This window comes from Klebsiella sp. K5-45, assembly GCF_030128605.1.
In the GTDB taxonomy this organism is placed as follows: domain Bacteria; phylum Pseudomonadota; class Gammaproteobacteria; order Enterobacterales; family Enterobacteriaceae; genus Klebsiella; species Klebsiella quasipneumoniae.
The window spans coordinates 101,198-125,084 of sequence record NZ_JAKUZW010000011.1 but is presented as its reverse complement, the minus strand read 5'-3'; the positions used below and the strand labels follow the sequence as shown (position 1 = coordinate 125,084).

The window sequence follows — 23,887 nt, the reverse complement described above, 5'->3', positions numbered from 1 at the left end:
TGCAAGCATAGCGACAATTCGCTATCATGCCCGCCTGATTTAACGACAAAGCCGTGGAAATTATCATGCTGTGGTTCAAAAATTTAATGGTTTACCGTCTCAGCCGCGATATCGAATTGCGCGCCGAGGAGATGGAAAAACAGCTGGCCGAGCTGACATTTACCCCTTGTGGCAGCCAGGATATGGCGAAAACCGGTTGGGTATCGCCGATGGGATCGCACAGCGACGCGCTGACGCATACGGCGAACGGCCAGATCATTATCTGCGCGCGTAAAGAAGAAAAGATCCTGCCGTCGCCGGTGATCAAGCAGGCGCTGGAGGCGAAGATCCAGAAGCTCGAAGCCGATCAGGGGCGCAAGCTGAAGAAGACTGAGAAAGATTCCCTGAAAGATGAAGTGCTGCACTCGCTGCTGCCGCGCGCCTTCAGCCGCTTCAGCCAGACGATGATGTGGATCGACACCGTCAACGGCCTGATCATGGTGGACTGCGCCAGCGCGAAGAAAGCGGAAGATACCCTGGCCCTGCTGCGTAAAACCCTCGGCTCGCTGCCGGTGGTGCCGCTGACCCTGGAGAATCCGATCGAGCTGACGCTGACCGAGTGGGTCCGCTCCGGCACCGTAGCGCAGGGCTTCCAGCTGCTGGACGAAGCCGAGCTGAAAGCGATGCTGGAAGATGGCGGCGTGATCCGCGCCAAGAAGCAGGATCTGGTCAGCGACGAAATCGCTGTGCACATTGAGGCCGGGAAGGTCGTCACCAAGCTGGCGCTGGACTGGCAGCAGCGTATTCAGTTTGTGATCTGCGACGACGCGTCAATTAAGCGCCTCAAGTTCTGCGATGAATTACGCGACCAAAACGAAGATATCGATCGGGAAGATTTCGCCCAGCGCTTTGACGCCGACTTTATCTTAATGACCGGCGAACTGGCTGCCCTGATCCAAAGCCTGGTGGAAGGGCTCGGCGGCGAAGCGCAGCGCTAAGCGCCGCTTTCTTTCCTGCCTGACAGGAAAGAAAAATATAACCCGGCGGCAAGCGCCGGGCGTTACGCTGACTTACAGATAGCGGCACAGATAGGAGGTTGGCTCAGCCACCTGCAGATGGAATTCGCTGTTGCCTGGCACATTGAAGGCTTCGCCGGCGGCGTAAACTTTCCACTCAGTCTCACCCGGCAGCAGGACATTCAGCGCCCCGCTGACCACCGTCATCTCTTCCGGCTGCGCCGTACCAAAGGTGTATTCCCCTTCCGCCATCACGCCAACGCTGGCGCGACCGGTACTGCTGCTGGTGAAGCCAATGGATTTCACTTTTCCGTCAAAGTATTCATTGCTTTGAAGCATAAACAAGCCCTTCTGATCGTCGTTGAAAGGCTCAATATAGGGGGCGCTCCTTGCCCCTGTCACGTGAAATTAACACATTAGACTAATAGTTCTGCCGCCAGTCGGGAAACCAGCACATTCGACAGCAAAACCGGGACATCAAGGGCTTTTTGTAACACATCGCGATGATGCTGATAGTAACCGAGACAGTCGAGGACCAGCACGTCGGCCCCCTGCTCCAGCAGCGCTTTACCGGCGGTTAACAGCTCACTGTCGCTACCGGTAAACGGGTTGGCCAACGCGTAGTACGGTGACTTCTCCAGTGAATGCCACTTTTGTCGCTGCATGGGCATGATCTCTTCCACCGGCACGATCACCCCGACCTGGTGCCCATCGACGATCGACGCCACCAGCGGCGGAATGATCCGCTGCGGCTCGAGGAGGATCGCGTGGTGGGTGGTAAAACCGGTCAGCTGTTCGGAGCTGAGCAGCAGGATCACATCAAAATGCTGTCGATCCAGCATGGCGATCACGCTGCGAACATCACGTTCAATTTTTTGTCGCGACACCATCACCAGCTGGTTATCGCTGAGCAAGGTCAACAGACCCTGTTCGCCGTCACCCACGGCGTACTCTGCCATCACGTCGTCACGCGTCATCTCGCCCAGCAGGCTGATGTGAGCGATCTGTTCTTCCCTGATATGTTCGGTCAGGAGCGGTAATACTCCCGCCAGCGGCACAACGCCGATGGTCAAAATTGCCATCGTTGCACTACTCATATCATGTACCTTTTCACTACCACTGCTTCAACACAGGCTTACCACACACAGCATTCGCCCCCCTGGTGAGTAAAAATCAACCGTCGAGAAGCGTAGCAGCTCCACGCCGCGGTTGAATGTAAAGATTACCGGGCGGCGGCGGCGTGCCTGAAAAATCCGTGTGTTAGAAATTCATTAGTACGACTGATAAATAAAAAATGTGAGATACGCCCGATATTGCCCGCAGGACAGGCAATCCGGGCTCAGGGGTTAAGACTTGTCGGGATCTTCATAACGCCGCTTGGCATCCACGGCTTCCTGCTCGGTAGGATGTTCGCTGATTAGCGAATCGGGCTCAGGATAGTCCGCGCGGAGTTGATACCAGGTCACCGTCTGACCCTGAGGACCTTTCTCTACCGCAACCACGCGCGCTTCTCTCGGATATGGGGGTCTGTTTGGCATAGTTCTTCCTTCTTCCGGTATCAGAACTATCAAGTATAGGCGCCCCTCGCCGCCTTAATGTAAGTAAATTCTTAACTTACCGGAGCTGCCGTCGCGCCGCACAGCATGGTCATAATTTGCTCCACCACCCGATCCGGGGAGGCTGTAGCATCGACAATATGATGGGCAGCATCACGGTATAACGCTTCACGCTGCGCCAGCACCTCGCCCACTTCCTCACGCACCGGTTTCCCGGTGAGCGTCGGCCGTTGTTCGGCTTTCGGGTAGGCTTCCAGACGGTCAATCAGCGCCGACACCGACGCCTGAAGATAAATCACCACGCCGTTCTCCCGCATAAACTGACGGTTACATTCCGCGAGGATGATGCCGCCGCCGGTGGCGATCACCGTATTCGGCAGGGTCACGGCCTTCAGCGACAGGGTCTCCAGCTCGCGAAAGCGCGCCCACCCTTCCGCCTGCACGATCTCCGCCACCGTCCGCTGCTCATGGGCCTGCAGCCGATGATCGGTATCGGAGAACTGAAAATGTCGCGCTCGCGCCAGCGCATGGCCGACGGTGGTTTTACCGCAGCCGCGTGGCCCGATGAGAAAGATTGGCTGTGTCATAACCGAAGACCCCCTGGTTCCGTCTGTCGCAAAAAAAGGAAAACGAAAGAACGTATTATCGCTGTCTGTTCCGCAACGTATTCGTAAATAAAACGTTACACAACTTCTTTACACCCCATCACCGCAGTGAGGCAAAGGGCTCTTGATGTAAACTTATCATTGCATTTGGTGTTTAACCAGCTTTACTTTTCTGCCTGGCGTTATTTTTTATCCACTGCTGGCGTAAACGTTAACACATTTATGCATAGCTTTACGAAGCAACATATTTACAACATCGTGTTTCAGACGCACCCTGATGCCTATTCGACAGTGTGACAGAGGAATGTAACATGCAATCTGAAGAACAACGCCTTATTGATGGACTGTTTTCCCGGCTGAAAGAGGCTGAGGCGCACAGTGCATCGCGCGATGCCAGCGCCGAGGAGCGGATTGCCCAACACGTGAGCGCGCAGCCGGCTGCCCCCTACTATATGGCGCAAACCATCCTTATCCAGGAAGCCGCGATTAAACAGCTCAACGATCGCATCCAGGCGCTGGAGAGCCAGGTCAGCCAGCTGCAGGCGGCGAAGCCCAGCAGCGGCGGTTTCCTCTCCGGCCTGTTTGGCGGCGGCGGCTCGTCACGCGGTTCTGACCCGATCCCGGGCGCGGAGCAATACGGTCGCCCGCAGGCCAGCTCACAGCCGCAGTATGCCCCACAGCAGCAGCAGAGCTATGCCCCGCAGGCTGCCGCACGCGGCGGCGGCTTTATGGCGGGCGCGCTGCAAACGGCCGCAGGCGTAGCGGGCGGGGTGGTGCTGGGCAATATGCTGACCAGCATGTTCAGCGGCTCGCACCCGCAGGAGATTGTGAATATCATCGAAGAGAAGCCGCAGCCTGATGCTGACGCCCCCGCCGCGCAGGACGCCGCCGCGGGTGACGATCCGTTCCGTCAGGGAGACGATCAGTTCCTTGCCGACAACACCTGGAACGACGACTTCGACGCCGGCTTTGGCGATGATGATATTGGCAGCGATGACGACAGTTGGGTTTAACCCTGCTGACGTTTAACCGCCAGCAACCACTTCTCCAGCTCGGCGGCAAACTGTTGCCGATCGCGCTGCGATAAACTATCCGGGCCGCCGGTCTGAACGCCGCTGGCCCGTAATGTCTCCATAAAATCCCGCATCGTCAACCGCTCGCGGATCGTCGCTTCGCTGTAGCGCTCTCCGCGCGGATTGAGCGCCGCCCCGCCCTTCGCCAGCACCTCCGCAGCCAGCGGAATATCGGCGGTGATCACTAAATCCCCCGCCGCGCACTGACGGACAATTTCGTTATCCGCCACGTCAAAACCCTGCTCAACCCGCAGGGTGCGGATGAAACGCGACGGCGGTACGCGCAGCGGCTGGTTCGCCACCAGCGTCAGCGGCGTCTGGGTCCGCTCTGCCGCGCGGAACAATATCTCTTTAATCACGTTCGGACACGCGTCTGCATCCACCCAAATGGCCATGCCAGCTCCTGTTACCTGCAATAAGTGTCGCCAATGTTACCTGCTTTTCTCCCCCATGAAAGCGCCAGGATGATAAGCTAATCAGATCGTAACGAAAAAAGCAGAGGGGAATGGTGATGGATAAGAAAATTGGCTTTATCGGCTGCGGCAATATGGGTAAGGCCATTCTGGGTGGACTGATCGCCAGCGGCCAGGTACAGCCGGGACAAATTTGGGTCTACACCCCGTCGCCGGACAAGGTTGCGGCTCTGCGCGACCAGTACGGCATCAACGCCGCCGATAGCGCCCAGGAAGTGGCGCAAATTGCCGATATCGTCTTCGGCGCGGTGAAGCCGGGGATCATGACCAAAGTGCTGGGCGATATCGCCTCCAGCCTGAATAAAGAGTCGCTGGTGGTCTCCATCGCCGCCGGCGTCACGCTTGACCAGCTGGCGCGCGCGCTCGGCCACGATCGCAAAATTATTCGCGCGATGCCCAATACCCCGTCGCTGGTTAACGCCGGCATGACCTCCGTTACGCCAAACGCGCTGGTGAGCAGCGAAGATGTGGCTGAAGTGTTGACCATTTTCCGCTGCTTTGGCCAGGCGGAGCAAATTGCCGAGCCGATGATCCATCCGGTGGTGGGTGTGAGCGGTTCGGCGCCAGCCTATGTCTTTATGTTTATCGAAGCGATGGCCGATGCCGCCGTTCTCGGCGGGATGCCGCGCGCCCAGGCCTACAAATTCGCCGCGCAGGCGGTGATGGGCTCTGCCAAAATGGTGCTGGAGAGCGGTGAGCATCCGGGAGCGCTGAAAGATATGGTCTGCTCTCCTGGCGGGACCACCATCGAAGCCGTGCGCGTGCTGGAAGAAAAAGGCTTCCGCTCCGCGGTGATCGAAGCCATCAGCCAGTGCATGGAAAAATCAGAGAAACTGAGCCGCTCCTGAAGCTGAGCTGGCGGGCTGCAAGCCCTGAGAGGTCAAAGAACAAGGGAGCGCGTGCGCTCCCTTTTTTTCAGGCTTTCTTCAGGCAGCTACTCATGAAGGTACTGCGTTCATCGCCCTTCAGTGATTTTGCCGAAGCCGCTTTGTTGCAGTCGCTCATCTTCTGCTGTTGAGGCGTGAGGGGCTTTCCTTGCGAGGTCGTGGTCTCTTTTTTGAGGCACTGACTCATAAAGGTTTTGCGCTCCTCCCCTTTCAGCGTTTTGGCTGACGCTTGCTGATTGCAGTCCGTCATCCTTTGCTGCTGAGGAGTGGGCGTTTTTTCTGCCGCGCCAACCGCGCTGATAAAGATCAAGCCAAACAGTAGGGTCATCAGTAAGGTTATTTTCATCGCACCATCCTTCTGTGAGTGGATCGTTGTAAGTCTGGACGCAGATAGAAAAAAAACCAGCCGGTGACGCGATTTCGCCACCGGCAGCGACTTATTTCAGACTCAGGGCAGCTTTCATAGTTGAGAAGAGGTCGGTCTGATCGGTCAGGCCGACGACGTTAGCCGCATGCGGACCGTAGGCCGCAATGCGCAGCTGGGTGCCGGTGTGCTCCATCGACTCTTCCTCTGAGTTGCCGTAGCTCATGACCATCACTGCGCCATCGCGAGTATTCAGAGCCTGAGTCAGGCCCGGGGCTTTGCTATCCGCCGGGATGATCTGGCTGGCGTGCGCATGGTCGGCGGTGACGATCACCAGGGTATTGCCGTCTTTTTTGGCAAATTCCAGCGCCTTCTGCACCGCCTCGTCGAGATCAACCGTTTCGCCGATCTGGCCGCACGGATTCGCCGCATGATCCTGCTTATCGATGGAGGCACCTTCCACCTGCAGGAAGAAGCCTTTCTCGTGGCGGCTCAGCAGGTCAATCGCTTTCTCCGTCATCTGCGCCAGCGTCGGCACCGAGGCGTCGCGTTTCGGGTTTGGGGTACAGGTTACCGGCGGCTTATCGATATTACCGTGATAAGACGCCTTTGGCCCTTCCCAGCGTACCGGCATATTGCCGTCGGCGAAGAGTCCCAGCAGCGGTTTATCCTGGCTGGCTTCCGTCGCGGCGGCAAGAGAGGCCGCGTCGGTCACAATCTGGTAGCCGCGCGCTTCCGCCTGCTCACGCAGGGTTTTGCCCTGCCACTCGCCCGCCGTCGCCGTTTCGGCAAAAGTCTTCGCGCCGCCGCCCAGGGTGACATCCGGCCGGGCGTTCAGCAGCTGTTCGGTAATGGAGCCTTTGCCCCCTTTCTCCAGCGCATTGCTGGGGCATTTTTCGCTGGTAACCGTAGGGCCGTAGCATTTACGCGATGTCACATGCGCCACCAGCGCCGCGGGGGTAGCGTCCTGCAGCTCGGCGGTGGAAACGTTGCCGGTGGCCAGTCCCGCCGCTTTCGCCAGTTCGAGGATGGTCTGATGCGCGTTCTCATGAATATCGACGCCCAGCGCGCCGTTATAGGTCTTCACGCCGGTGGTCCATGCGGTGGCGGAGGCCGCCGAGTCGGTGACGTAGTCCGGTTTACCGGTTTTTTTATCCAGCGAATAGTGCGTGTACTGCCCGGTTAACGGCAGGGCGTCAATGCCTTTAAAGAAACCGCCCGCCCCTTCCGCATAATTTCGCGCAGCGGTAATTTCAGAATCGCCCATCCCATCGCCAATCAGCAAGATAATGTTTTTGGCCGGCTTATTGATTATCGAGGCGCGCAGCGCTTCGGTTTGATCGCCCGTTAAACGACGCGCGCCGCCGGGAGTAGTGATATCTCCCTGGGCAGCGCGATTTTCCAGAACCGGCGCGGTCGTGGTTTCCGCATGAATAACCGGCGAGCCCAGCAGAGGCAGCAGGGCAATAAACAGGGCGCTTAATTTCACTTTTGTCATCTCCATGTAAAAAATACTTAAAAAAACAAAACGTGGGAGACTTTATAAAAGGGAGATGACAGAAAAATGACGGCATCCTTGTCGCGTCGCAAAGATTAGCTACGAGGATGCCGCAACAGCTTCTTTAGATATTGCTGCAGCAGGATGGCATCCTGGTCGTTGACCGGCGGACAAGGCGTCACCTGGTCTATCGCCTGCTCAATATCCTGAATCAATGCCTGCTGGGCATCATGCTCCATATGGCGCAATAATGCGGTGACCACGATCTCCAGCGCTTCAACCTGCACCGTCAGTTCCTTTGCTTCTTCTTCTTTTTGCGCCAGTTTAACCAGTAACTCAGCAATGAGATTCTTCATAGCACCAGTTCCTTATGCGAGGCCTGTTTTTCGATTGAGATGTCATACCTGATGACGGACCCCAGAATTACTTAAAATAAGAATCGTCGCAACACCCAATATACAGCGAAACGTTTTACCACAACAAAATACCACTATAAATAGTATTGTTTAATCACCACCGGGGCTGTTTATAACTAAATGACGTCGGAAATAATAAAATGGAATAGCGCTCACGCAATGGCGATAACAAAAAGTAATGGTAAATCGACCGACGTTGAATAACGCTGACGGTATTGCGTTAAATACCGTCAGCAGAGGTTCAGGCATTCGCCCGGCGGGTACGGCGCAGCATCCATGCCAGTTGCCAGAGGTTAATGAAAACGATAATGGCGGTAGCAATAAACACCCAGCGGAAGCCGGCCATCGCTGATACGGAAGCGCCAATTAGCGGCCCGGCGACGTTGCCAAGATACATAAACGACTGGTTATAGCCAAAGATGCGCCCGGTGACGCTGTCGCTGCTGTATTTCAGCAGCAGGGTCTGCACCGCCGGAAGCATCGCGCCATCGGCAAAGCCGAGCAGAAAACGCAGCGTACCTAATTGCAGCGGGGTGGTGACAAAGGACATGGCGAAGAACATCACCACCGCGCAGCAGAGCGTCGCCAGCAGGATCCGTGAGGTGCCGATGCGGTCGCCAAGCTTACCCAGCCGTGGCGCAGAGATCAGCGCCGACACCCCGGGCACCGCGGCGATCATCCCGGCCAGAAAAGCGATATTGTTGCTGTCCGGCGCCATCGACTTGATAAACAGCGCCAGAATCGGGCCGATTGAGCCGTTGCACAACTGGATCACCAGAGTGGTGAAAAAGAGGCTGATCACCAGCCCCGGATAGGGCAAGGAGGCAAAGACCTGTTTCCCGGTGAGACTATCGCTTTTGCTGACCTGCGGGCGAACGCCCTCTTTAATCAGAAACAGGGTCACCAGAAAACTGATGGTCAGCAGGATCGCCGTAATAAAAAAGACCATTCGCAGCCCGACGTGGTCCGCCAGGAAGCCGCCCAGCAGCGGGCCGCCGATCACGCCGCTGATTTGCGCCGTCGACAGGGTGCTCAGCGCCCAGCCGCTGCGCTCGCGCGGCACCTGGGAGGCCACCAGCGCCATGGCGTTAGGGATATAACCGGAGGTTAAGCCCATGATCGCCCGCAGGATAAACAGCTGCCAGACATTAGTGGCGAAGGCCTGCAGTAAAATGGCGATCGCCATTCCCAGCGAGGCGCGCAGCAGCATCAGCTTGCGGCCTTTGCGGTCCGCCAGGCTCCCCCACATCGGCGAGACGATCGCCGAGACGAGGAAGGTGACGCTGAAGGTCAGCCCCGACCACATCGACAGCGCTTCATGCGAGGTGACGCCCAGCTGGGAGACGTAGAGCGGTAAAAAGGGGAGAATTTGACTGATCGCCAGGCCGGTAAAAAAGCAACCAAGCCAGACAGAGATAAGATTAACCTTCCAGGATTCCATAACTACGCGTATTCATTAATGATTTGCCAATTATTACCTAGCTTAGCAATTTCATTGCACTGGTGTACTACCATAGATGCGCTGGCGGTGAGTTTGGTGTTTTATGACTGCGCATGAGAGGCTGACGAAGCATTTTCTGGTCATTCAGGCTGCTCACAGGGCTTTATGCTCAAAAGCAGAAGCCCTGCCCGCGCATCCCAAAGTGAAAATGATTGGCGTGCGCCGCGTTGTACTCCGGCCCCAGGGCGTTGCCGAAGTAAGGGCAGCTGTTGCTTAACAGCGCCGCCAGCCAGGGGTGAGAGCGATCGCTGCGCCAGCCCTGCAGGACGCTGATGCGTCTGCCGTCCGTCAGGCGGAAGCCGCTAACATCAAGGGCATCCGCCGTCGCGTGTTCACTACGCCGCGCCTGTTCCCGATGGTAGATATTGCGGCAGGCGAAGCTGCCGAGATGATCGATCTGGCGCAGATCGCTGGCCATCAGCTGACGGGTTAGCGGCTTCGCCTGCTGCTCGACGTACAGCGCGCTGCTGAGCGCCAGCGGGCAGCTGGCGAGGAAACTACTGCTCAACTGCACCGAGCCAAAATTAGCCACCCGCACCACGTTACGCAGCGGGCAGGCGCCCTCGCTGTCGGCCACCGGCTGGCTGACGATGAGCCGCCGGCGGTTGGCCTCCGCCAGCAGGGAGGCGCACTGGTCGGCCGTCAGGCTGCGCAGCTTGAACGACGTCAGCCAGCCCGGGGGATCGTCAAGGGCCAGCGGCGCCAGCGGATTCAGGTGTGGCGGCAGATAGCGATATCCTACAAGGCCCGCGCCGAGCAGCCCGGCCAGCACCAGCAGCGTCTTTCCTCTCACGCCCGCTCCCGTCAATTGATCAGGTAAATATTATGGCAGGCAGGCGGCGGTTTCACATGGTATGTTATGCCCTTTGATGTAATCTGGATGGAAGTTGAAATGGCAAAGATGAGGGTTGGGATCGTTTTTGGCGGTAAGTCGGCAGAGCATGAAGTGTCGCTGCAGTCAGCGAAGAATATCGTGGAAGCGATTGATAAATCACGCTTCGATGTGGTTCTGTTGGGGATTGATAAACAGGGGCTATGGCACATCAACGACGCCGGCAACTACCTGCTCAACGCTCAGGATCCTGCCCGCATCGCCCTGCGCCCTTCAACGGTGACCCTGGCGCAGATCCCGGGCCGCGAGGCGCAGCAACTGATTAACGCCGAAAGCGGTCAGCCGCTGGCGGCCATCGATGTAATTTTCCCCATCGTCCACGGCACGCTGGGCGAAGACGGTTCCCTGCAGGGGATGCTGCGCATGGCCAATCTGCCTTTCGTCGGATCCGATGTGCTGGGCTCTGCGGCCTGTATGGACAAAGATGTGACCAAACGCCTGCTGCGCGACGCCGGTCTCGCCGTTGCGCCGTTTATCACCCTGACCCGCGCCAACCGCGCGCAGTTCAGCTTTGCCGATGTCGAAGCGAAGCTGGGCCTGCCGCTGTTCGTTAAGCCGGCCAACCAGGGATCGTCGGTTGGCGTCAGCAAAGTTAAAAACGAAGAGCAGTACCATCAGGCGGTGGCCCTGGCCTTTGAATTTGACCATAAAGTGGTGGTGGAGCAAGGTATTAAAGGGCGGGAAATTGAGTGTGCGGTGCTGGGTAACGACCATCCGCAGGCCAGCACCTGCGGTGAAATTGTCCTCAACAGCGAGTTTTACGCTTACGACACCAAGTATATCGACGACCAGGGCGCGCAGGTGGTGGTCCCGGCCGCTATCGCCCCGGAGATCAACGACAAGATCCGCGCTATCGCGGTGCAGGCTTACCAGACCCTGGGCTGCAGCGGCATGGCCCGCGTCGACGTCTTCCTCACCGCCGACAACGAGGTGGTGATCAACGAGATCAACACCCTGCCGGGCTTCACCAATATCAGTATGTATCCGAAGCTGTGGCAGGCCAGCGGCCTCGATTACACCAGTCTGATCACCCGCCTGATTGAGCTGGCGCTGGAGCGCCATGCCGCGGACCGGGCGCTGAAAACCTCCATGAACTAAAACGCGTTTTACCCCGCCTGGCAGCGGCGGCCTCAGGCCTCTTCTGCCGGGCGGCGGCGGATCACAAAGCCCGCAATCCAGAAGCTTATCACCCAGGTGACCAGACCGACGGCGTAGGATTGCCAGCCCTGAGTCTCAAACCCCAGCAGCCCCACCACGCCATTAAGAATAAAAATTAACCCCAGCGCCACCGCGTAGTAGTGCCAGTCGCGGCGAATTTTATCAGTGAGCTTCATGCGGCCTCCAACAGCAAAAAACGCATCTTCGCATAGCCGCCCGCGGCGGTCTGTAGCGATATGGAGAATGTTGCTGGATTGCGACGCCGGTCTCCCTTTTCCCTTCCTGTGGCGCGGTTAACACAACGGCGAAAACAGGATTATTCCTGGAGGGCAATTACCAGCAATCTGATACTGGCGACGGCGTCGCACTGCCAGAATACCTGCCATAGAGCTGGAGAAAAAACCAGCAGTACAGAGGTGGGAGGGCCTATGGCTGAATTCAGTTTTTCAAAATCGCTTTTGGGAAATAAAAAAAGAGGGGCGCTGACCGGCAGCCATGTCGCCTACGGGCTGTTCGTGCTGATCTGCTGCTGGGCCGGCGCGCAGATGCTCAGCATGCTGATCCACGCCCCGGGGGTGTTTGAGCGCCTGATGCAGGCCCAGGACGCCAGCCGTCCGCAGGTCGACATCAGTCTCGCCGTTGGCACCCTCTTTGGCCTGATCCCTTTCCTGGTCGGCTGCGCGTTCATCGGGCTGCTGGCGATCATTGTACGCTGGCGTCGGCGCCGTTAACGCCGCGCCATACAGCTTGCCCGCCGCTCATCGACCCGTTTCGCAAACCACGCCGTCGTCAGATTACGGGTGATTTTCGGACTCTCAAGCTGGATCCCCGGCAACATCTCCCGCGGCAGGGTTTTGCCCGCTTTTTTATCAGCGAGACGGAAAACCTGTTGATAGAGGTCGGTCTTCTCAAACGCCAGGCTGTCGCCCTTTTTCAGCTGGCTGTGGATCTCGCTGTCGCTCATCCCCAGCTGGCCCGCCAGGCGACGTACCGCCAGCTCGGTGCTGCCCGGCTCATCGCTGTCATAGCGGATAAGGTCGCCGTCGAGCGCCAGTTTCACCCCGCTGGCTTTCACCACCGCGTTCTGGAAGGCGGCGTTACGGCTGGCATACCAGCCGGCGTTAAAGTCGGCAAAACGGTACAACGGCACGCTGTAGCTGGCCGGGTAGTTCAGCAGATGATAGGTACCAAACCAGAGGCCGCCGCGCAGGCTGAAGACCTCCTGGCGCACCGTACCGTTCATTTTCCACGGGTAGCCGGAGGTATGCTGCTCAGCAAAGGCGATGCTGACCTGCATTGGGCCGCCGGTGTGCACCGGGTTCAGGGAGCCGAACAGCTTCTGCCCCATCGGCACCATCCCGATAAAGTCATCAAAAATAGCGCTCAGCTGCTTTTCCGTCTTCACGTTGTCCAGACGGTCGCTGTAGCTTTTGCCGTTTGGTGAGGTGATCTTCAGCGCGGTATGGACCAGAAACAGCGGAATGTGCATTTTTTCCGCCCGGCGGTCGATCTCCTGCCAGGCGATTTTATTCAGCCCCGGCACCACCGGATCGGACTGATAATTGGACTCCTGCTGCGCGACCGCCAGCACCGAGCAGACGTTCTCTTCCGTCGGCGCCAGCTTCTGGCTGTCAAAGGCGGTGGCGATGGCTTGCGCCCAGGCCTCCCGATCCTTGACGCTGGCGGGCATTTTCTGCCGCACCACCGACGCCACGTCAACGGGCTTCTCACCCTCTTTCAGCACCGGCGCCTGCTGGCTGGTACAGGCGCTGAGCACCACGGCCGCCAGCAGCGTCAATGAACCGGGTATAATGCGCGATAAACGTGCGGCCATCCTGCTTCCTTGTCTTGATTAACGTAATGTCGGGATCGCTTCCTGCAGCGGCTTGCCGTCCAGTTCGCGCTCAAAGCTGCGCAGACGTTTGTAGATGGACATCAGTTCCACCAGCGTCGTCCACGAGCTGATCAGGTACTGGAACGAACCGCGCACCTGGCCGAAAACGTTGGTAATTTGCGTCATCAGCCCAAGGGTAATCGTACCGGCAACGATCGACGGAAACAGCAGGAAAAGGCCGAAAACGTTATCCACCTGCAGATAGAGAATGCGGGCGATATTGAAGTACATATAGTGAAAATAGAGACGGAAATAGTTGCGACGCACCGCGCTGAACAGCTCGCGCACCGTCGGCGGCGTGGCGCGGGTTTCATCGTCCTCGCCGTAGACCAGCTCTTTACGATAGGCCGCTTCCACGCGCTGGTTTTTAAACTCCAGACCCGGCAGCTTAATCCCCACCACCGCCAGCAGGCCGGTCCCCATCAGCGACCAGACGATCGCTGCAATCACCAGGCCATACGGCAAGTGACCGACGATGGGCAGGTCGGGAACGTGTTCGGAGAGCGTCACCAGCACCGGCAGGAAGGCGATCAGGGTCATCACCGCGTTGATAAAGCTCACGCCCATATCTTCCAGGGTGGAGGCAAAGCGCATGGTATCTTCCTGCACACGCTGCGCGGCGCCTTCGATATGGCGCAGATGCTGCCAGTGGGCCATGTAGTGTTCGTTCATCGCCGTGCGCCAGCGGAAGACGTAGTGGCTGACGAAAAAGTTGTTCATCACGCCGATGATCACCGCGATGAGCGCGATGCCGAGAAAGATGCCGATCTCATGATAAAACTGGTTGATACTGACCTTATGCGGGGTGGCCAGCGCGCTCTGGATCAGATCATAGAACGGCGCATACCAGGCGTTGATCGCCACCCCCACTTCCACCAGAAACCAGGTGACGAAGATGATGAGCGACGTGCCGAGAATCGACCAGTACTGCCAGCGATGCGGGCAGTAGACAAACCAGAACAGCGCAAACACGCCGACGCAAAACAGATAGTAAGCGTAGAACACCAGATAGTTGAGCGACCAGAAGCGCGCCGCGCTGATCGCCACATCCTTCGATGCCCCGGTGACCCGCAGCAGCCAGTCGCCGCCGCCCGCCTGCCAAAAGATCACCGCCAGCAGCGACCAGATAAAGGCAGAAATAAAAAACGGCCCCGGTTTGGGGAAAAAAGATTTAAACATCATTGTCTCCTGCTAACTTCTTATCGTTCTGCTATTGCTGTATACGACGCATACGTCGGCCGCCGCGTGAAAGCGCTCTCGCGGGGAAGACGGATGATAAGACCGGATATCAACAGCTTAGTTCTGCTGCCAGGCGTGCAGAATTGTTTCTGTGGGTTTCACCTGTAAAGGATTGCCAGGAACGGTCAGCGTACGCCACACCTCATTGTAGTGGGCGATCAGCGTCGCGGCCTGCGCGGCGGGGCGGTTGGCGGTGGTGTGGGCATCTTCCGCGATAACAATGCCGTACCCGCGGCTGGCGCCGTTTTTAATGGTGGTGTCGAGGCAGTAGTCGGTGGCGCAACCGCAGATGACGAACTGCTGAATGTCGTGTTCCCACAGCACCTGCTCCAGCGAGGTGTGGTAGAAGGCGTCGCAGGCGGTTTTGGTGACATACAGCGCGCCGGCCGGCTGTTCCAGCTCAGGGAGCAGGGCGAAGCCTTCGCTGCCGGCTTCGAGGCCGCCGGCCTCATCATGCTGAATAAAAATCACTTTATCCGCCGCGCGCACCAGACGATTAATTTGCGCGACGCAGCGCTCGCGCGCCAGACGCGGCGTGGCGAACACGCCGTTTTGCATATCCACGACCATCACTACCCGTTGAGCCGCCATTGTTTTCTCCCGCAAACCTTCAGCCAAACGGTCATCATACGCGCCGGCGAAAAAAGCCGGTATCCGAAAGCGTAAAAAAGTCTTTTTTACGCACCGTTACCTTTTTCCTGCAGGAATGTCGTGAATCCCGCTTTGTTCTGCGCCACTTCGTAGTATAAATACCCTCTTCTTTTTTATTTATTTAATGGATGATCTCCGTTGAAACGTAGTTTGCTCATTTTTGCTGCGCTGTGCGCGGCGTCGTGGACCTCGGCGCAGGCCGCACAGCCTACCGTTGACCCGGTTTTCGCCTCGGATGTGGTCGATCGTTACGCCAATCATATCTACTACGGCAGCGGCGCCACCGGCATGGCGCTGGTGGTGATCGATGGCAATCAGCGTGTGTTTCGCAGCTTTGGCGAAACCCGCCCGGGGAATAATCAACACCCGCAGCTCGACTCGGTGATCCGTATCGCCTCCCTCAGCAAACTGATGACCAGCGAGATGCTGGTGAAGCTGCTCGACCAGGGGGTGGTGAAACTCAACGATCCGCTGAGCAAATACGCTCCGCCGGGCGCCCGAGTGCCTGACTGGCAGGGAAAACCAATCACTCTGGTGAATCTCGCGACCCATACCAGCGCCCTGCCGCGCGAGCAGCCTGGCGGCGCCGCTCATCGTCCGGTGTTTGTCTGGCCAACCCGCCAGCAGCGCTGGAACTGGCTCTCAACCGCCACCCTGAAGACCGCGCCGGGCTCACAGGCAGCCTACTCCAATCTGGCCTTCGATTTACTGGCGGACGCGCTCTCCACCGCCGCCGGCAAACCTTATCCGCAGCTGTTTGAAGAGCAGATCACCCGGCCGCTGGGGATGAAGGACACTACTTTTACCCCATCGCCGGATCAGTGCCAGCGGCTGATGATCCCGGAGAAAGGCGCCAGCCCGTGTAACAACACTCTGGCGGCGATCGGCAGCGGCGGCGTCTACTCGACGCCGGGGGATATGATGCGCTGGATGCAGCAGTTCCTGTCATCCGATTTCTATACCCGCAGCCAGCAGGCCGACCGGATGCAGACGCTGATTTATCAGCGTAACCAGCTGACTCGGGTGATCGGTATGGACGTGCCTGGCCGCGCCGACGCGCTGGGGCTTGGCTGGGTGTATATGAAGCCGAAGAATGGCCATCCGGGGATTATTCAGAAAACCGGCGGCGGCGGCGGGTTTATCACCTATATGGCGATGAATCCGCAGGCTAACGTCGGCGCTTTTGTGGTGGTGACCCGCTCGCCGTTAACCCGTTTCAACAATATGAGCGATGGCATCAACGATCTGGTCAGCGAGCTGAGCGGCATGCAGCCCAACATGCAGACGGCCAGTCAGTAAGCCCGGGGGAGGTTTCGCCGATGCGACATAACGATCGTTTTGGCGAAACATCCTGATGCCATTTCAGTTACACTACCCTCTTTCATTTCACAAAATCAGGCAAACCATGACAGATTTAATCACTCGCCCCCGCCGCCTGCGTCAATCCGCTGCGCTGCGCGCCCTGTTTGAAGAGACAACACTGAGTTTGAACGACCTGGTGTTGCCGATCTTTGTTGAAGAAGAAATTGATGATTACAAAGCGATCGAGGCGATGCCCGGGGTGATGCGCATTCCGGAAAAATATCTGGCGCGCGAGATCGAACGCATCGCCAATGCCGGCATTCGCTCGGTGATGACCTTTGGTATTTCTCATCACACCGATGCCACCGGCAGCGATACCTGGAATGAAAATGGTCTGGTGGCGCGTATGTCGCGGATCTGTAAGTCCACGGTGCCGGAGATGATCGTCATGTCCGATACCTGCTTCTGCGAATACACCTCCCACGGCCACTGTGGCGTGCTGTGCGACCACGGGGTGGATAACGACGCGACCCTGGAAAACCTCGGCAAACAGGCCGTTGTCGCTGCCGCCGCCGGCGCGGATTTCATCGCCCCTTCCGCCGCGATGGATGGTCAGGTGCAGGCGATTCGCCGCTCGCTGGACGCCGCCGGCTTCACCAATACGGCGATCATGTCCTATTCGACCAAGTTCGCCTCTTCCTTCTACGGCCCGTTCCGCGAAGCGGCCGGTACCGCGCTGAAGGGCGATCGTAAAACCTATCAGATGAGCCCGATGAACCGCCGGGAAGCCATTCGCGAGTCGCTGCTCGATGAAGCCCAGGGCGCCGACTGCCTGATGGTGAAACCGGCGGGCGCCTACCTGGATATTCTGCGCGATATCCGCGAGCGCAGCGATCTGCCGCTCGGCGCGTACCAGGTCAGCGGGGAGTACGCGATGATCAAATTCGCCGCCCAGGCGGGCGCTATCGATGAAGAGAAAGTGGTTCTGGAAAGCCTCGGCGCTATCAAACGCGCGGGCGCCGATCTGATCTTCAGCTATTTCGCCCTCGACCTGGCCGAGAAAAACATCCTCCGTTAAGCCTCCCTCTCCCCGGTGGCGCTGACGCTTACCGGGGCTACCAAACCTCATCTCTGGTGCGCTGTATTTATCGCGACCACCACACCGTAGCCCGGATAAGGCGCTTGCGCCGCTATCCGGGGACAGGCGCTAAACAATATCTGTAGCTAAAATTTTGCACGCCGCTTTCCATCTTCTGCGCGTTCTTCTTGGCGTACCGGATTTCGCCTTCTAACGTGTTAAACCACATCATAAATACCGAATTCCAGGAGATCCTGTGGTGGCTTATCGACGTTATTACATTAAAGGGGGAACCTGGTTCTTCACCGTTAACCTTAAAGACCGTAGAAGCATGCACCTAACTGAAAACATAGAATTATTGCGCTACTCTGTCGCCGTAGTTAAACAACATCGCGCCTTTATTATTGATGCCTGGGTGGTGTTGCCTGAACATCTGCATTGCATCTGGACACTACCTCATAATGATGACGATTTTTCTTCACGCTGGAGAGATATCAAAGGCTGTTTTACCAGAACGTTAAAACGACACCCCCTCTGGCAACCTCGCTTTTGGGAGCATGCCATACGCGATGAAGATGATTACCGCCGACACGTTGATTACATCCATATCAATCCACTTAAGCATGGCTGGGTCACCCGAGTGATCGATTGGCCATTTTCAACCTTTCATCGCGATGTCCAGCGCGGGCTATATCCCCCAAATTGGGCTGGCGATAGCTTTGATCTTAGCTGCGGTGAACGCCGATAGCCTCTCCCCGGTGGCGCTGACGCTTACCGGGGCTACAAATCGGCGCCAACCGTAGCCCGGATGAGGCGTTAGCCGCTATCCGGGAAACCTCGCTTGCTGCGACCGAATCTTCACCCAACTGTAATCTGAACGACATCTCTACCTTCTACTGTCTGGGCAGGACGGAGGAGGAGCCACTATGTTTAGTCTCGACAACGTACTCGATGACCTGTGGCCTCAGGCGAGGCCCGCCCCCTGGCAAAAGAAACTGTTAAAAAAGCTATTTTATGAGGAAGAGTTTCAACAATTTGCCGACCGTCACCGCCACCTGAAGGGGCTTGATACGGTCGAACAGGTGCTGGAATACCTCAATATCCGCTGCGCCATCCCGGCGCACGATCTCGAACAAATCCCCGAATATGGCCCGCTGGTCATTATCGCCAACCACCCCACCGGCACCCTCGACGGCCTGGCGCTCCTGTATGCGGTATCCCGCGTGCGACGCGACGTCAAAGTGGTCACCAACCGCATGCTCACCCACCTTGAGCCCCTGAGCTCGCTGTTTATCCCGGTAGATAATATTCATGGCCGCACCGCTAAAACGGCGCTGCAGCAGATGGACCAGCAGCTACAGGCTGGTGGGGTGCTGATCTTCTTCCCGGCGGGGGAAGTCTCTCGCCTTACCCGTCGCGGCATTCGCGATAAAAAATGGCACTCGGGCTTTATTAAGCTGGCGGCGAAATATCGCGCCCCGCTGCTGCCGGCGTGGATTCATGCCCACAACAGCGCCCTGTTTTACGCCAGCACCCTGGTCTCCGACAACCTGCCGCTGCTCCTGCTGATGCAGCAGATGTTTCGCCGGCGCAACAGCAGCCTGCCGGTGCGTATCGGCCAGCAGATCCCCTGGTCGAGCTGGTTCGATGCCCAGTCCAGCGCTCGCGAACTTACCGGCCGCTGCTATCAGCACCTTGAACAGCTGCGCAAAGGGCTGCCTGGGCAGTTCAAAACTGAAAGCGCCATCGCCCGCCCGGAAGATCGGGCGCGGCTCAAACGCGAACTGCACAAGGCCGAATGCCTGGGCCGCACCGCCGATGGCAAAGTGATTTACCTCTGGCAGCGCAACGGTCAGGAGGAGGCGCCGCTGCTGCGCGAGCTGGGACGCCTGCGGGAAATCGCCTTCCGCGCGGTTGGCGAAGGCAGCGGCAAACGGCGGGATATCGACGGGTATGATGACGACTATTTGCATCTGATCCTGTGGGATGAAGAAGACCTCGAGATCGTCGGCGCTTACCGCTTTATGCCGACGGCCATACAGCTGGCAAAGCGCGGCCTGGAGGGGATCTACAGCTCCAGTCTGTTCCACTACGACGGGCGAATGGACGACATCCTGCAGCACGGCATTGAGCTTGGGCGCAGCTTTATCCAACCGCGCTACTGGGGTCGACGCGGGCTGGACTACCTGTGGTCCGGCATCGGCGCTTATCTGGCGCGCTACCCGCACTATCGCTATCTGTTTGGCCCGGTATCGATTTCTGGTGGGCTGCCGCCCGCCGCTCGCGATCTGCTGGTGGCGTTCTACCGGCTGTGGTTCCCGGCCACGCACCCGCTGGCGGAGTCCCGTCGCCCTTATCCGGCGTCGCTGCCCGACGTGCTGGCGCAGTTTGGCGGGGAGGATTACAACGACGACCTGGCCCGGCTGAAGTCCCTGCTCGGCAACCTCGGCTGCGCGATCCCGCCGCTGTATAAGCAGTACTCGGAAGTGTGCGAGCCGGGCGGCGTGCAGTTTATCGATTTCGGCAGCGATCCGGATTTCAATAACTGCGTGGATGGTCTGGTGCTGGTGGATTTGACCTATCTGAAAGCGAACCGCTATCAGCGCTATATTGGCGCGCATCTGGGTGCGCAAAAATCGGCATAAAAGCTTTTTCCCGGCTTGCGGCGCGTTGCGCCTTAGCCGGGCTACGGTTCACCGTTTCCGACGGATCGGTAGCCCGGAAAAGGCGCGTCAGGCGCCGCCTCCGGGAAGCTACGGGCAATGCAGCATCCGCTTTTCTCCGCGGCTCGCGGCTGATGCCTTAACCGGCTACAAGCCTTACCCCGCCCGGTAATACGGCTTATCGCCGAGAATCGTCGCCCGGTGCATAATGCGCCGCTGCGGCAGATAGTCGGCATTGGCGTAATGCTGCGTCACCCGGTTATCCCAGATAGCGACATCGTTCGGCTGCCAGCGCCAGCGCACCTGAAACTCCGGTTTGGTGATATGGGCAAACAGGAAGCTCAGCAGCGCCGCGCTCTCTTTCTCGGTCACGTCGACAATCCGCGTGGTAAAGCCTTCATTAACGAACAGCGCCTGCTTGCCGGTCACCGGGTGGGTACGCACCACCGGGTGCAGCAGGGGTGGATGCTTCGCCACCGCCTCCTGCCAGCGCCGATGCTCGGCTTCCGTGTGGTTGTACTTATACTCCTGGAACGATTTACGGAAATCGTGTTCCGCATGCAGGCCGCTCAGCAGCTGCCGGAAGGGTTCTGACAGCGCTTCCCAGGCGGCAATGCCGCTGGTCCACAGAGTATCCCCGCCGGTCGCCGGCAGCTCTTTCGCCGCCAGAATGGCGCCGGCGGGCGGCGTGTCGATAAAGGTGACATCGGTATGCCAGTTGTCATTATCCGGCGGATTATCGTTGTGGGTATCGAGGACGATAATCTCTTCCACGCCAGGGGCGTGAGGGTAGACCGGATGAATATGCAGGTCGCCAAACCGCAGCGCCAGGTCGCGCTGTTGCGCCGGGGTGATATTCTGTTCGCGCAGGAATACCACCTGATGACGCAGCACCGCGTGATACAGCTGCTCAAACTGGTTGTCGCTCAGCGGACGGGTTAAATCCGCCCCGGTCACCAGCGCGCCAATATACGGCCCCAGCGGGGTAATGCTCAGACGTTCACTCATTGTACTTCTCCATGCCAGGGCGTCAGGCGGCGCTGCAGCGCGCGCAGCCCCAGTTCCAGTAAAAAGGCGATAATGGCAATGACTGCGATCCCCGCCAGCACCACATCGGTGGCGAGAAACTCGCCGGCGGACTGCACCATAAACCCTAACCCACGGGTGGCGGCGATCAGCTCAGCGGCCACCAGCGTTGACCAGCCCACCCCGAGACCAATGCGCAGCCCGGTGAGGATCTCCGGCAGCGCGCCGGGCAGGATCACCAGCCACAGCACCTGCGCCCGGCTGGCGCCCAGCGAACGGGCGGCGCGAATCCGCACCTGCTGCGCGCTTTTCACCCCCGCCAGCGCCGACATCGCTACCGGGGCGAAAATCGCCAGGTAGATCAGCAGGATCTTTGACGTTTCACCAATGCCAAACCAGATCACCATCAGCGGTAAGTAGGCCAGCGGCGGCACCGGACGATAAAGCTCGATCAGCGGATCGAGGATCCCGCGCACCGTTGAGTTGAGCCCCATGGCGATCCCCACCGGTACGCCGATCAGCACCGCCGCCAGCAGCGCGATAACGATCCGCGTCAGGCTCGCCGCCAGGTGCTGCCAGAGCGTCGCATCCATAAAGCCCTGCGGCCCGGCGATGGTGATAAGCTTCTGCAACACCTGTCCTGGCGGCGGCAGAAACAGCGGGCTAATCAGCTGCAGCGCCGCGACCGCCCACCAGACGGCCAGCAGCACCGCCAGGGTCGCCACGCTGAGGGTAAGCTGACGGGAGAGCGGCCAGCGCCATTTCAGCGTCGTCTGACGCGGTTTGTCGTTCAGTACCACGCTCATGAGAAAGCCTCCCGTTGGTCAAACACCCGGCTCAAAATGTATTCCCGCTGTTCAATAAACCGCGGGTCGGATTTGATGCTGCGGCAGGATTCGCCCGCGACAAAGCGACGGCTGAAATCAAGCGGCAGCCGCTCCACCACCCGTCCCGGCCCCGGCGACAGCAGCACCAGCTCGGTGGCCATAAAGATGGCCTCTTCAATGTCATGAGTGATCAGCAGCACCTGTTTGCCGGTCTCATGCCACAGTTTCAGCAGCAATGTCTGCATCTGCTCGCGGGTAAAGGCGTCAAGCGCGCCGAAGGGCTCATCCAGCAGCAACAGCTGCGGATTCGCCGCCAGCGCCCGGGCGATGCCCACCCGCTGGCGTTGACCGCCGGACAGCTGCCAGATAAAGCGTTTTTCCGCCCCTTCGAGACCCACCTTCTTCAGCATCTGCGCCGCCGCTTGCCGGCGCTGCGCTTTATCCACGCCCGCCAGCTGCAGACCCAGCGCCACGTTATCCTGCACATTGCGCCACGGCAGCAGACCTTCATTCTGGAAGACCACGCCGCGCTCTGCGCCCGGCCCGGTCACCCGCTGACCTTCGAGAGTGATGCTGCCGTGCTGATAGGGCACGAATCCGGCAATCAGGTTCAGCAGGGTAGTTTTACCGCAGCCCGAGGGCCCCAGCACCACCAACAGCTCCCCACTCTCCAGCGTCAGGTTGATATCCGCCAGCGCCGGTTTACCGCCGTAGTCGGCGGAAAGATGCGAGATTTGCAGCATCGCCGCCTCCTTTACTTCACAAAGCGGTCAGTCACGTACTGACGATAATCGGTTCCCGCCGCAGGCACTTTGCCCTGCTCTTTCAGGAAGCGCGCGGTATCCACGATGGCCTGATTGACCGGCCCGTTCAGCGCCTGCGCCTGCTCAGCGGCGGTGAGATAGGTATTGCCCTTCACCAGCCCCGGGACATCGGCTTCCGGCACCCCGCTCAGGCGCGCCAGCTTGCTGATGTTGTCCGGCTGTTTCAGCCATGCCTCCGGGTTGGCGATGTAGGGCTGCTGGGCGTCGATGGCGCTTTTAGCGAACGCTTTGACAATCTCCGGATGCTGCTCGGCGAAGTCCTTACGGACCACCCAGACGTCGAGGGTCGGCGCGCCCCACTCCCCAACCTGCGCGGAATCGGTCAGCACCTTGCCCTCTTTTTCCAGTTCATTAACCGCTGGCGCCCAGACGTAAGCGCCATCGATATCCCCGCGCTGCCAGGCGGCGATAATCGCCGGCGGCTGCAGGTTAATAATCTGCACCTGGCCCGGCTTGATGCCCCAGTGTTTGAGCGCCGACAGCAGGCTATAGTGGGTGGTGGAGATAAACGGCACGGCGATGCGCTTGCCGATCAGATCTTCCGGTTTGGTGATGCTTTTCTTCACCACCAGCGCTTCGGAGTTGCCGAGCTTTGAGGCAAGCAGGAACACTTCAATCGGCACCTGCTGGCTGGCGGCCACCGCCAGCGGGCTGGAGCCGATATTGCCGATCTGCACATCGCCGGAGGCCAGAGCGCGCACCACGCTGGCGCCGCTGTCAAATTTCCGCCAGTCGACGGTCGCCCCGCTGGTTTTGGCGAAGGTGTTGTCCGCCTGGGCGACTTTCGCCGGCTCAGCGGAGGTTTGATACGCCACGGTCACGTTGACCGCCTGCGCCTGGAAGGCGGCGACGGCCAGCGCCGCCAGTAGAGTAATTCGCGATGTGAATGCCATAATGTCTGCTTCCCCTGAGTTGTTATAGGTGCAGTATTTCCGGCATCAGGATGGAGATGAAGTAATTAAAAA

The 23,887-nt window shown here is 58.7% G+C and carries 27 protein-coding genes; 9 read left to right on the top strand and 18 right to left on the bottom strand.

Going from position 1 to position 23,887, the window contains the following annotated elements:
• The first annotated feature begins 65 nt into the window (after positions 1-65).
• Entirely contained in the window at positions 66-977 is a 912-nt protein-coding gene (gene rdgC, locus MKS11_RS22255) for a recombination-associated protein RdgC (RefSeq protein ID WP_002890285.1), read from the top strand.
• Positions 978-1,049: 72 nt separating this feature from the next.
• Here the strand turns inward: rdgC and ppnP are convergent, their stop codons facing one another.
• The 4 genes from ppnP to aroL all read right to left on the bottom strand — a co-directional run bounded on the left by ppnP (position 1,050) and on the right by aroL (position 3,138).
• On the bottom strand, positions 1,050-1,334 hold the full coding sequence (ppnP, locus tag MKS11_RS22250; RefSeq protein ID WP_004204865.1) for a pyrimidine/purine nucleoside phosphorylase: 285 nt from the start codon (positions 1,332-1,334) through the stop codon (positions 1,050-1,052).
• A 77-nt stretch (positions 1,335-1,411) separates the two neighbouring features.
• Positions 1,412-2,092 carry an AroM family protein gene (locus tag MKS11_RS22245; protein WP_072096489.1) on the bottom strand — a complete coding sequence of 227 codons (681 nt, stop codon included), beginning with the start codon at positions 2,090-2,092 and terminating at the stop codon, positions 1,412-1,414.
• 249 nt (positions 2,093-2,341) lie between these two features.
• On the bottom strand, positions 2,342-2,533 hold the full coding sequence (locus MKS11_RS22240; RefSeq protein ID WP_002890278.1) for a YaiA family protein: 192 nt from the start codon (positions 2,531-2,533) through the stop codon (positions 2,342-2,344).
• A 71-nt stretch (positions 2,534-2,604) separates the two neighbouring features.
• Positions 2,605-3,138 carry a shikimate kinase AroL gene (aroL, locus tag MKS11_RS22235; protein WP_023319827.1) on the bottom strand — a complete coding sequence of 178 codons (534 nt, stop codon included), beginning with the start codon at positions 3,136-3,138 and terminating at the stop codon, positions 2,605-2,607.
• A gap of 329 nt (positions 3,139-3,467) precedes the next feature.
• On the opposite strand from aroL, the gene MKS11_RS22230 reads away from it, so the two are divergent.
• Positions 3,468-4,169, top strand: a complete 702-nt coding sequence (locus MKS11_RS22230; protein WP_048294238.1) for a DUF2076 domain-containing protein — start codon at positions 3,468-3,470, stop codon at positions 4,167-4,169.
• On the opposite strand, the gene MKS11_RS22225 is transcribed toward MKS11_RS22230, so the two are convergent.
• Positions 4,166-4,624, bottom strand: a complete 459-nt coding sequence (locus MKS11_RS22225; RefSeq protein ID WP_004204870.1) for a YaiI/YqxD family protein — start codon at positions 4,622-4,624, stop codon at positions 4,166-4,168. The two genes, MKS11_RS22230 and MKS11_RS22225, sit on opposite strands and share 4 nt — an antisense overlap.
• 116 nt (positions 4,625-4,740) lie before the next feature.
• On the opposite strand from MKS11_RS22225, the gene proC reads away from it, so the two are divergent.
• Positions 4,741-5,550, top strand: coding sequence for a pyrroline-5-carboxylate reductase (proC, locus tag MKS11_RS22220; RefSeq protein ID WP_004204871.1), 810 nt, complete (start codon positions 4,741-4,743; stop codon positions 5,548-5,550).
• Between the two features lie 67 nt (positions 5,551-5,617).
• Here proC and MKS11_RS22215 read toward each other — a convergent pair whose 3' ends face one another.
• From MKS11_RS22215 to MKS11_RS22195, 5 genes are all read right to left on the bottom strand, one after another.
• Positions 5,618-5,935 (bottom strand): PsiF family protein, encoded by a 318-nt coding sequence (locus MKS11_RS22215; protein ID WP_004204873.1) that lies wholly within the window; start codon positions 5,933-5,935, stop codon positions 5,618-5,620.
• A gap of 91 nt (positions 5,936-6,026) precedes the next feature.
• A complete protein-coding gene (gene phoA / locus MKS11_RS22210; protein WP_162994649.1) occupies positions 6,027-7,457 on the bottom strand; it encodes an alkaline phosphatase in 1,431 nt (476 codons plus the stop codon).
• A gap of 89 nt (positions 7,458-7,546) precedes the next feature.
• Positions 7,547-7,807, bottom strand: a complete 261-nt coding sequence (gene iraP, locus MKS11_RS22205; RefSeq protein WP_004204875.1) for an anti-adapter protein IraP — start codon at positions 7,805-7,807, stop codon at positions 7,547-7,549.
• Between the two features lie 301 nt (positions 7,808-8,108).
• Positions 8,109-9,308, bottom strand: coding sequence for a multidrug efflux MFS transporter (locus tag MKS11_RS22200; protein WP_284109697.1), 1,200 nt, complete (start codon positions 9,306-9,308; stop codon positions 8,109-8,111).
• A 169-nt stretch (positions 9,309-9,477) separates the two neighbouring features.
• Complete coding sequence (locus tag MKS11_RS22195) at positions 9,478-10,161, bottom strand: extensin family protein (protein WP_087771480.1); 684 nt, start codon at positions 10,159-10,161, stop codon at positions 9,478-9,480.
• Positions 10,162-10,260: 99 nt separating this feature from the next.
• On the opposite strand from MKS11_RS22195, the gene ddlA reads away from it, so the two are divergent.
• Positions 10,261-11,358 (top strand): D-alanine--D-alanine ligase, encoded by a 1,098-nt coding sequence (gene ddlA / locus MKS11_RS22190; RefSeq protein WP_004151348.1) that lies wholly within the window; start codon positions 10,261-10,263, stop codon positions 11,356-11,358.
• A gap of 32 nt (positions 11,359-11,390) precedes the next feature.
• Here ddlA and MKS11_RS22185 read toward each other — a convergent pair whose 3' ends face one another.
• Entirely contained in the window at positions 11,391-11,594 is a 204-nt protein-coding gene (locus tag MKS11_RS22185) for a DUF2754 family protein (RefSeq protein WP_004204881.1), read from the bottom strand.
• Between the two features lie 252 nt (positions 11,595-11,846).
• On the opposite strand from MKS11_RS22185, the gene MKS11_RS22180 reads away from it, so the two are divergent.
• A complete protein-coding gene (locus MKS11_RS22180; protein ID WP_017898944.1) occupies positions 11,847-12,149 on the top strand; it encodes a YaiY family protein in 303 nt (100 codons plus the stop codon).
• Here the strand turns inward: MKS11_RS22180 and MKS11_RS22175 are convergent.
• The 3 genes from MKS11_RS22175 to MKS11_RS22165 all read right to left on the bottom strand — a co-directional run bounded on the left by MKS11_RS22175 (position 12,146) and on the right by MKS11_RS22165 (position 15,121).
• A complete protein-coding gene (locus MKS11_RS22175; protein WP_017898945.1) occupies positions 12,146-13,252 on the bottom strand; it encodes a DUF1615 domain-containing protein in 1,107 nt (368 codons plus the stop codon). The genes MKS11_RS22180 and MKS11_RS22175 overlap by 4 nt on opposite strands.
• 18 nt (positions 13,253-13,270) lie before the next feature.
• Positions 13,271-14,491, bottom strand: coding sequence for a peptide antibiotic transporter SbmA (gene sbmA / locus MKS11_RS22170; RefSeq protein WP_004204884.1), 1,221 nt, complete (start codon positions 14,489-14,491; stop codon positions 13,271-13,273).
• A 117-nt stretch (positions 14,492-14,608) separates the two neighbouring features.
• Positions 14,609-15,121, bottom strand: a complete 513-nt coding sequence (locus MKS11_RS22165) for an isochorismatase family protein (protein ID WP_165474147.1) — start codon at positions 15,119-15,121, stop codon at positions 14,609-14,611.
• Positions 15,122-15,340: 219 nt separating this feature from the next.
• Here MKS11_RS22165 and ampH point away from each other — a divergent pair, with 219 nt between their 5' ends.
• The 4 genes from ampH to MKS11_RS22145 all read left to right on the top strand — a co-directional run bounded on the left by ampH (position 15,341) and on the right by MKS11_RS22145 (position 20,227).
• Positions 15,341-16,501, top strand: a complete 1,161-nt coding sequence (gene ampH, locus MKS11_RS22160) for a D-alanyl-D-alanine-carboxypeptidase/endopeptidase AmpH (protein WP_004204886.1) — start codon at positions 15,341-15,343, stop codon at positions 16,499-16,501.
• Positions 16,502-16,607: 106 nt separating this feature from the next.
• Complete coding sequence (gene hemB, locus MKS11_RS22155; RefSeq protein ID WP_004204887.1) at positions 16,608-17,582, top strand: porphobilinogen synthase; 975 nt, start codon at positions 16,608-16,610, stop codon at positions 17,580-17,582.
• 256 nt (positions 17,583-17,838) lie between these two features.
• A complete protein-coding gene (locus MKS11_RS22150) occupies positions 17,839-18,330 on the top strand; it encodes an REP-associated tyrosine transposase (RefSeq protein WP_074384370.1) in 492 nt (163 codons plus the stop codon).
• 178 nt (positions 18,331-18,508) lie between these two features.
• Positions 18,509-20,227 (top strand): lysophospholipid acyltransferase family protein, encoded by a 1,719-nt coding sequence (locus MKS11_RS22145; protein ID WP_004204890.1) that lies wholly within the window; start codon positions 18,509-18,511, stop codon positions 20,225-20,227.
• Between the two features lie 174 nt (positions 20,228-20,401).
• Here the strand turns inward: MKS11_RS22145 and tauD are convergent, their stop codons facing one another.
• The 4 genes from tauD to tauA are packed head-to-tail and all read right to left on the bottom strand — an operon-like array spanning position 20,402 to position 23,815.
• Complete coding sequence (gene tauD, locus MKS11_RS22140) at positions 20,402-21,253, bottom strand: taurine dioxygenase (RefSeq protein WP_042939275.1); 852 nt, start codon at positions 21,251-21,253, stop codon at positions 20,402-20,404.
• Positions 21,250-22,077: a taurine ABC transporter permease TauC gene (gene tauC, locus MKS11_RS22135; protein ID WP_008805332.1), complete on the bottom strand. Its 828-nt coding sequence runs from the start codon at positions 22,075-22,077 to the stop codon at positions 21,250-21,252. Before tauC ends, tauD begins: the two co-directional genes overlap by 4 nt.
• Entirely contained in the window at positions 22,074-22,841 is a 768-nt protein-coding gene (tauB, locus tag MKS11_RS22130; protein ID WP_004178719.1) for a taurine ABC transporter ATP-binding subunit, read from the bottom strand. The genes tauC and tauB overlap by 4 nt, the downstream gene beginning before the upstream one ends.
• 11 nt (positions 22,842-22,852) lie before the next feature.
• On the bottom strand, positions 22,853-23,815 hold the full coding sequence (gene tauA / locus MKS11_RS22125) for a taurine ABC transporter substrate-binding protein (protein WP_004204897.1): 963 nt from the start codon (positions 23,813-23,815) through the stop codon (positions 22,853-22,855).
• Between the last annotated feature and the right edge of the window lie 72 nt (positions 23,816-23,887).

What these genes read in the sequence shown, in the direction of transcription:
- rdgC (WP_002890285.1), top strand. Translation starts at nt 66, where the DNA reads ATGCTGTGGTTCAAAAATTTAATGGTTTACCGTCTCAGCCGCGATATC.
- ppnP (WP_004204865.1), bottom strand. Translation starts at nt 1,334, where the DNA reads ATGCTTCAAAGCAATGAATACTTTGACGGAAAAGTGAAATCCATTGGC.
- MKS11_RS22245 (WP_072096489.1), bottom strand. Translation starts at nt 2,092, where the DNA reads ATGAGTAGTGCAACGATGGCAATTTTGACCATCGGCGTTGTGCCGCTG.
- MKS11_RS22240 (WP_002890278.1), bottom strand. Translation starts at nt 2,533, where the DNA reads ATGCCAAACAGACCCCCATATCCGAGAGAAGCGCGCGTGGTTGCGGTA.
- aroL (WP_023319827.1), bottom strand. Translation starts at nt 3,138, where the DNA reads ATGACACAGCCAATCTTTCTCATCGGGCCACGCGGCTGCGGTAAAACC.
- MKS11_RS22230 (WP_048294238.1), top strand. Translation starts at nt 3,468, where the DNA reads ATGCAATCTGAAGAACAACGCCTTATTGATGGACTGTTTTCCCGGCTG.
- MKS11_RS22225 (WP_004204870.1), bottom strand. Translation starts at nt 4,624, where the DNA reads ATGGCCATTTGGGTGGATGCAGACGCGTGTCCGAACGTGATTAAAGAG.
- proC (WP_004204871.1), top strand. Translation starts at nt 4,741, where the DNA reads ATGGATAAGAAAATTGGCTTTATCGGCTGCGGCAATATGGGTAAGGCC.
- MKS11_RS22215 (WP_004204873.1), bottom strand. Translation starts at nt 5,935, where the DNA reads ATGAAAATAACCTTACTGATGACCCTACTGTTTGGCTTGATCTTTATC.
- phoA (WP_162994649.1), bottom strand. Translation starts at nt 7,457, where the DNA reads ATGGAGATGACAAAAGTGAAATTAAGCGCCCTGTTTATTGCCCTGCTG.
- iraP (WP_004204875.1), bottom strand. Translation starts at nt 7,807, where the DNA reads ATGAAGAATCTCATTGCTGAGTTACTGGTTAAACTGGCGCAAAAAGAA.
- MKS11_RS22200 (WP_284109697.1), bottom strand. Translation starts at nt 9,308, where the DNA reads ATGGAATCCTGGAAGGTTAATCTTATCTCTGTCTGGCTTGGTTGCTTT.
- ddlA (WP_004151348.1), top strand. Translation starts at nt 10,261, where the DNA reads ATGGCAAAGATGAGGGTTGGGATCGTTTTTGGCGGTAAGTCGGCAGAG.
- MKS11_RS22185 (WP_004204881.1), bottom strand. Translation starts at nt 11,594, where the DNA reads ATGAAGCTCACTGATAAAATTCGCCGCGACTGGCACTACTACGCGGTG.
- MKS11_RS22180 (WP_017898944.1), top strand. Translation starts at nt 11,847, where the DNA reads ATGGCTGAATTCAGTTTTTCAAAATCGCTTTTGGGAAATAAAAAAAGA.
- MKS11_RS22175 (WP_017898945.1), bottom strand. Translation starts at nt 13,252, where the DNA reads ATGGCCGCACGTTTATCGCGCATTATACCCGGTTCATTGACGCTGCTG.
- sbmA (WP_004204884.1), bottom strand. Translation starts at nt 14,491, where the DNA reads ATGTTTAAATCTTTTTTCCCCAAACCGGGGCCGTTTTTTATTTCTGCC.
- MKS11_RS22165 (WP_165474147.1), bottom strand. Translation starts at nt 15,121, where the DNA reads ATGGTCGTGGATATGCAAAACGGCGTGTTCGCCACGCCGCGTCTGGCG.
- hemB (WP_004204887.1), top strand. Translation starts at nt 16,608, where the DNA reads ATGACAGATTTAATCACTCGCCCCCGCCGCCTGCGTCAATCCGCTGCG.
- MKS11_RS22145 (WP_004204890.1), top strand. Translation starts at nt 18,509, where the DNA reads ATGTTTAGTCTCGACAACGTACTCGATGACCTGTGGCCTCAGGCGAGG.
- tauD (WP_042939275.1), bottom strand. Translation starts at nt 21,253, where the DNA reads ATGAGTGAACGTCTGAGCATTACCCCGCTGGGGCCGTATATTGGCGCG.
- tauC (WP_008805332.1), bottom strand. Translation starts at nt 22,077, where the DNA reads ATGAGCGTGGTACTGAACGACAAACCGCGTCAGACGACGCTGAAATGG.
- tauB (WP_004178719.1), bottom strand. Translation starts at nt 22,841, where the DNA reads ATGCTGCAAATCTCGCATCTTTCCGCCGACTACGGCGGTAAACCGGCG.
- tauA (WP_004204897.1), bottom strand. Translation starts at nt 23,815, where the DNA reads ATGGCATTCACATCGCGAATTACTCTACTGGCGGCGCTGGCCGTCGCC.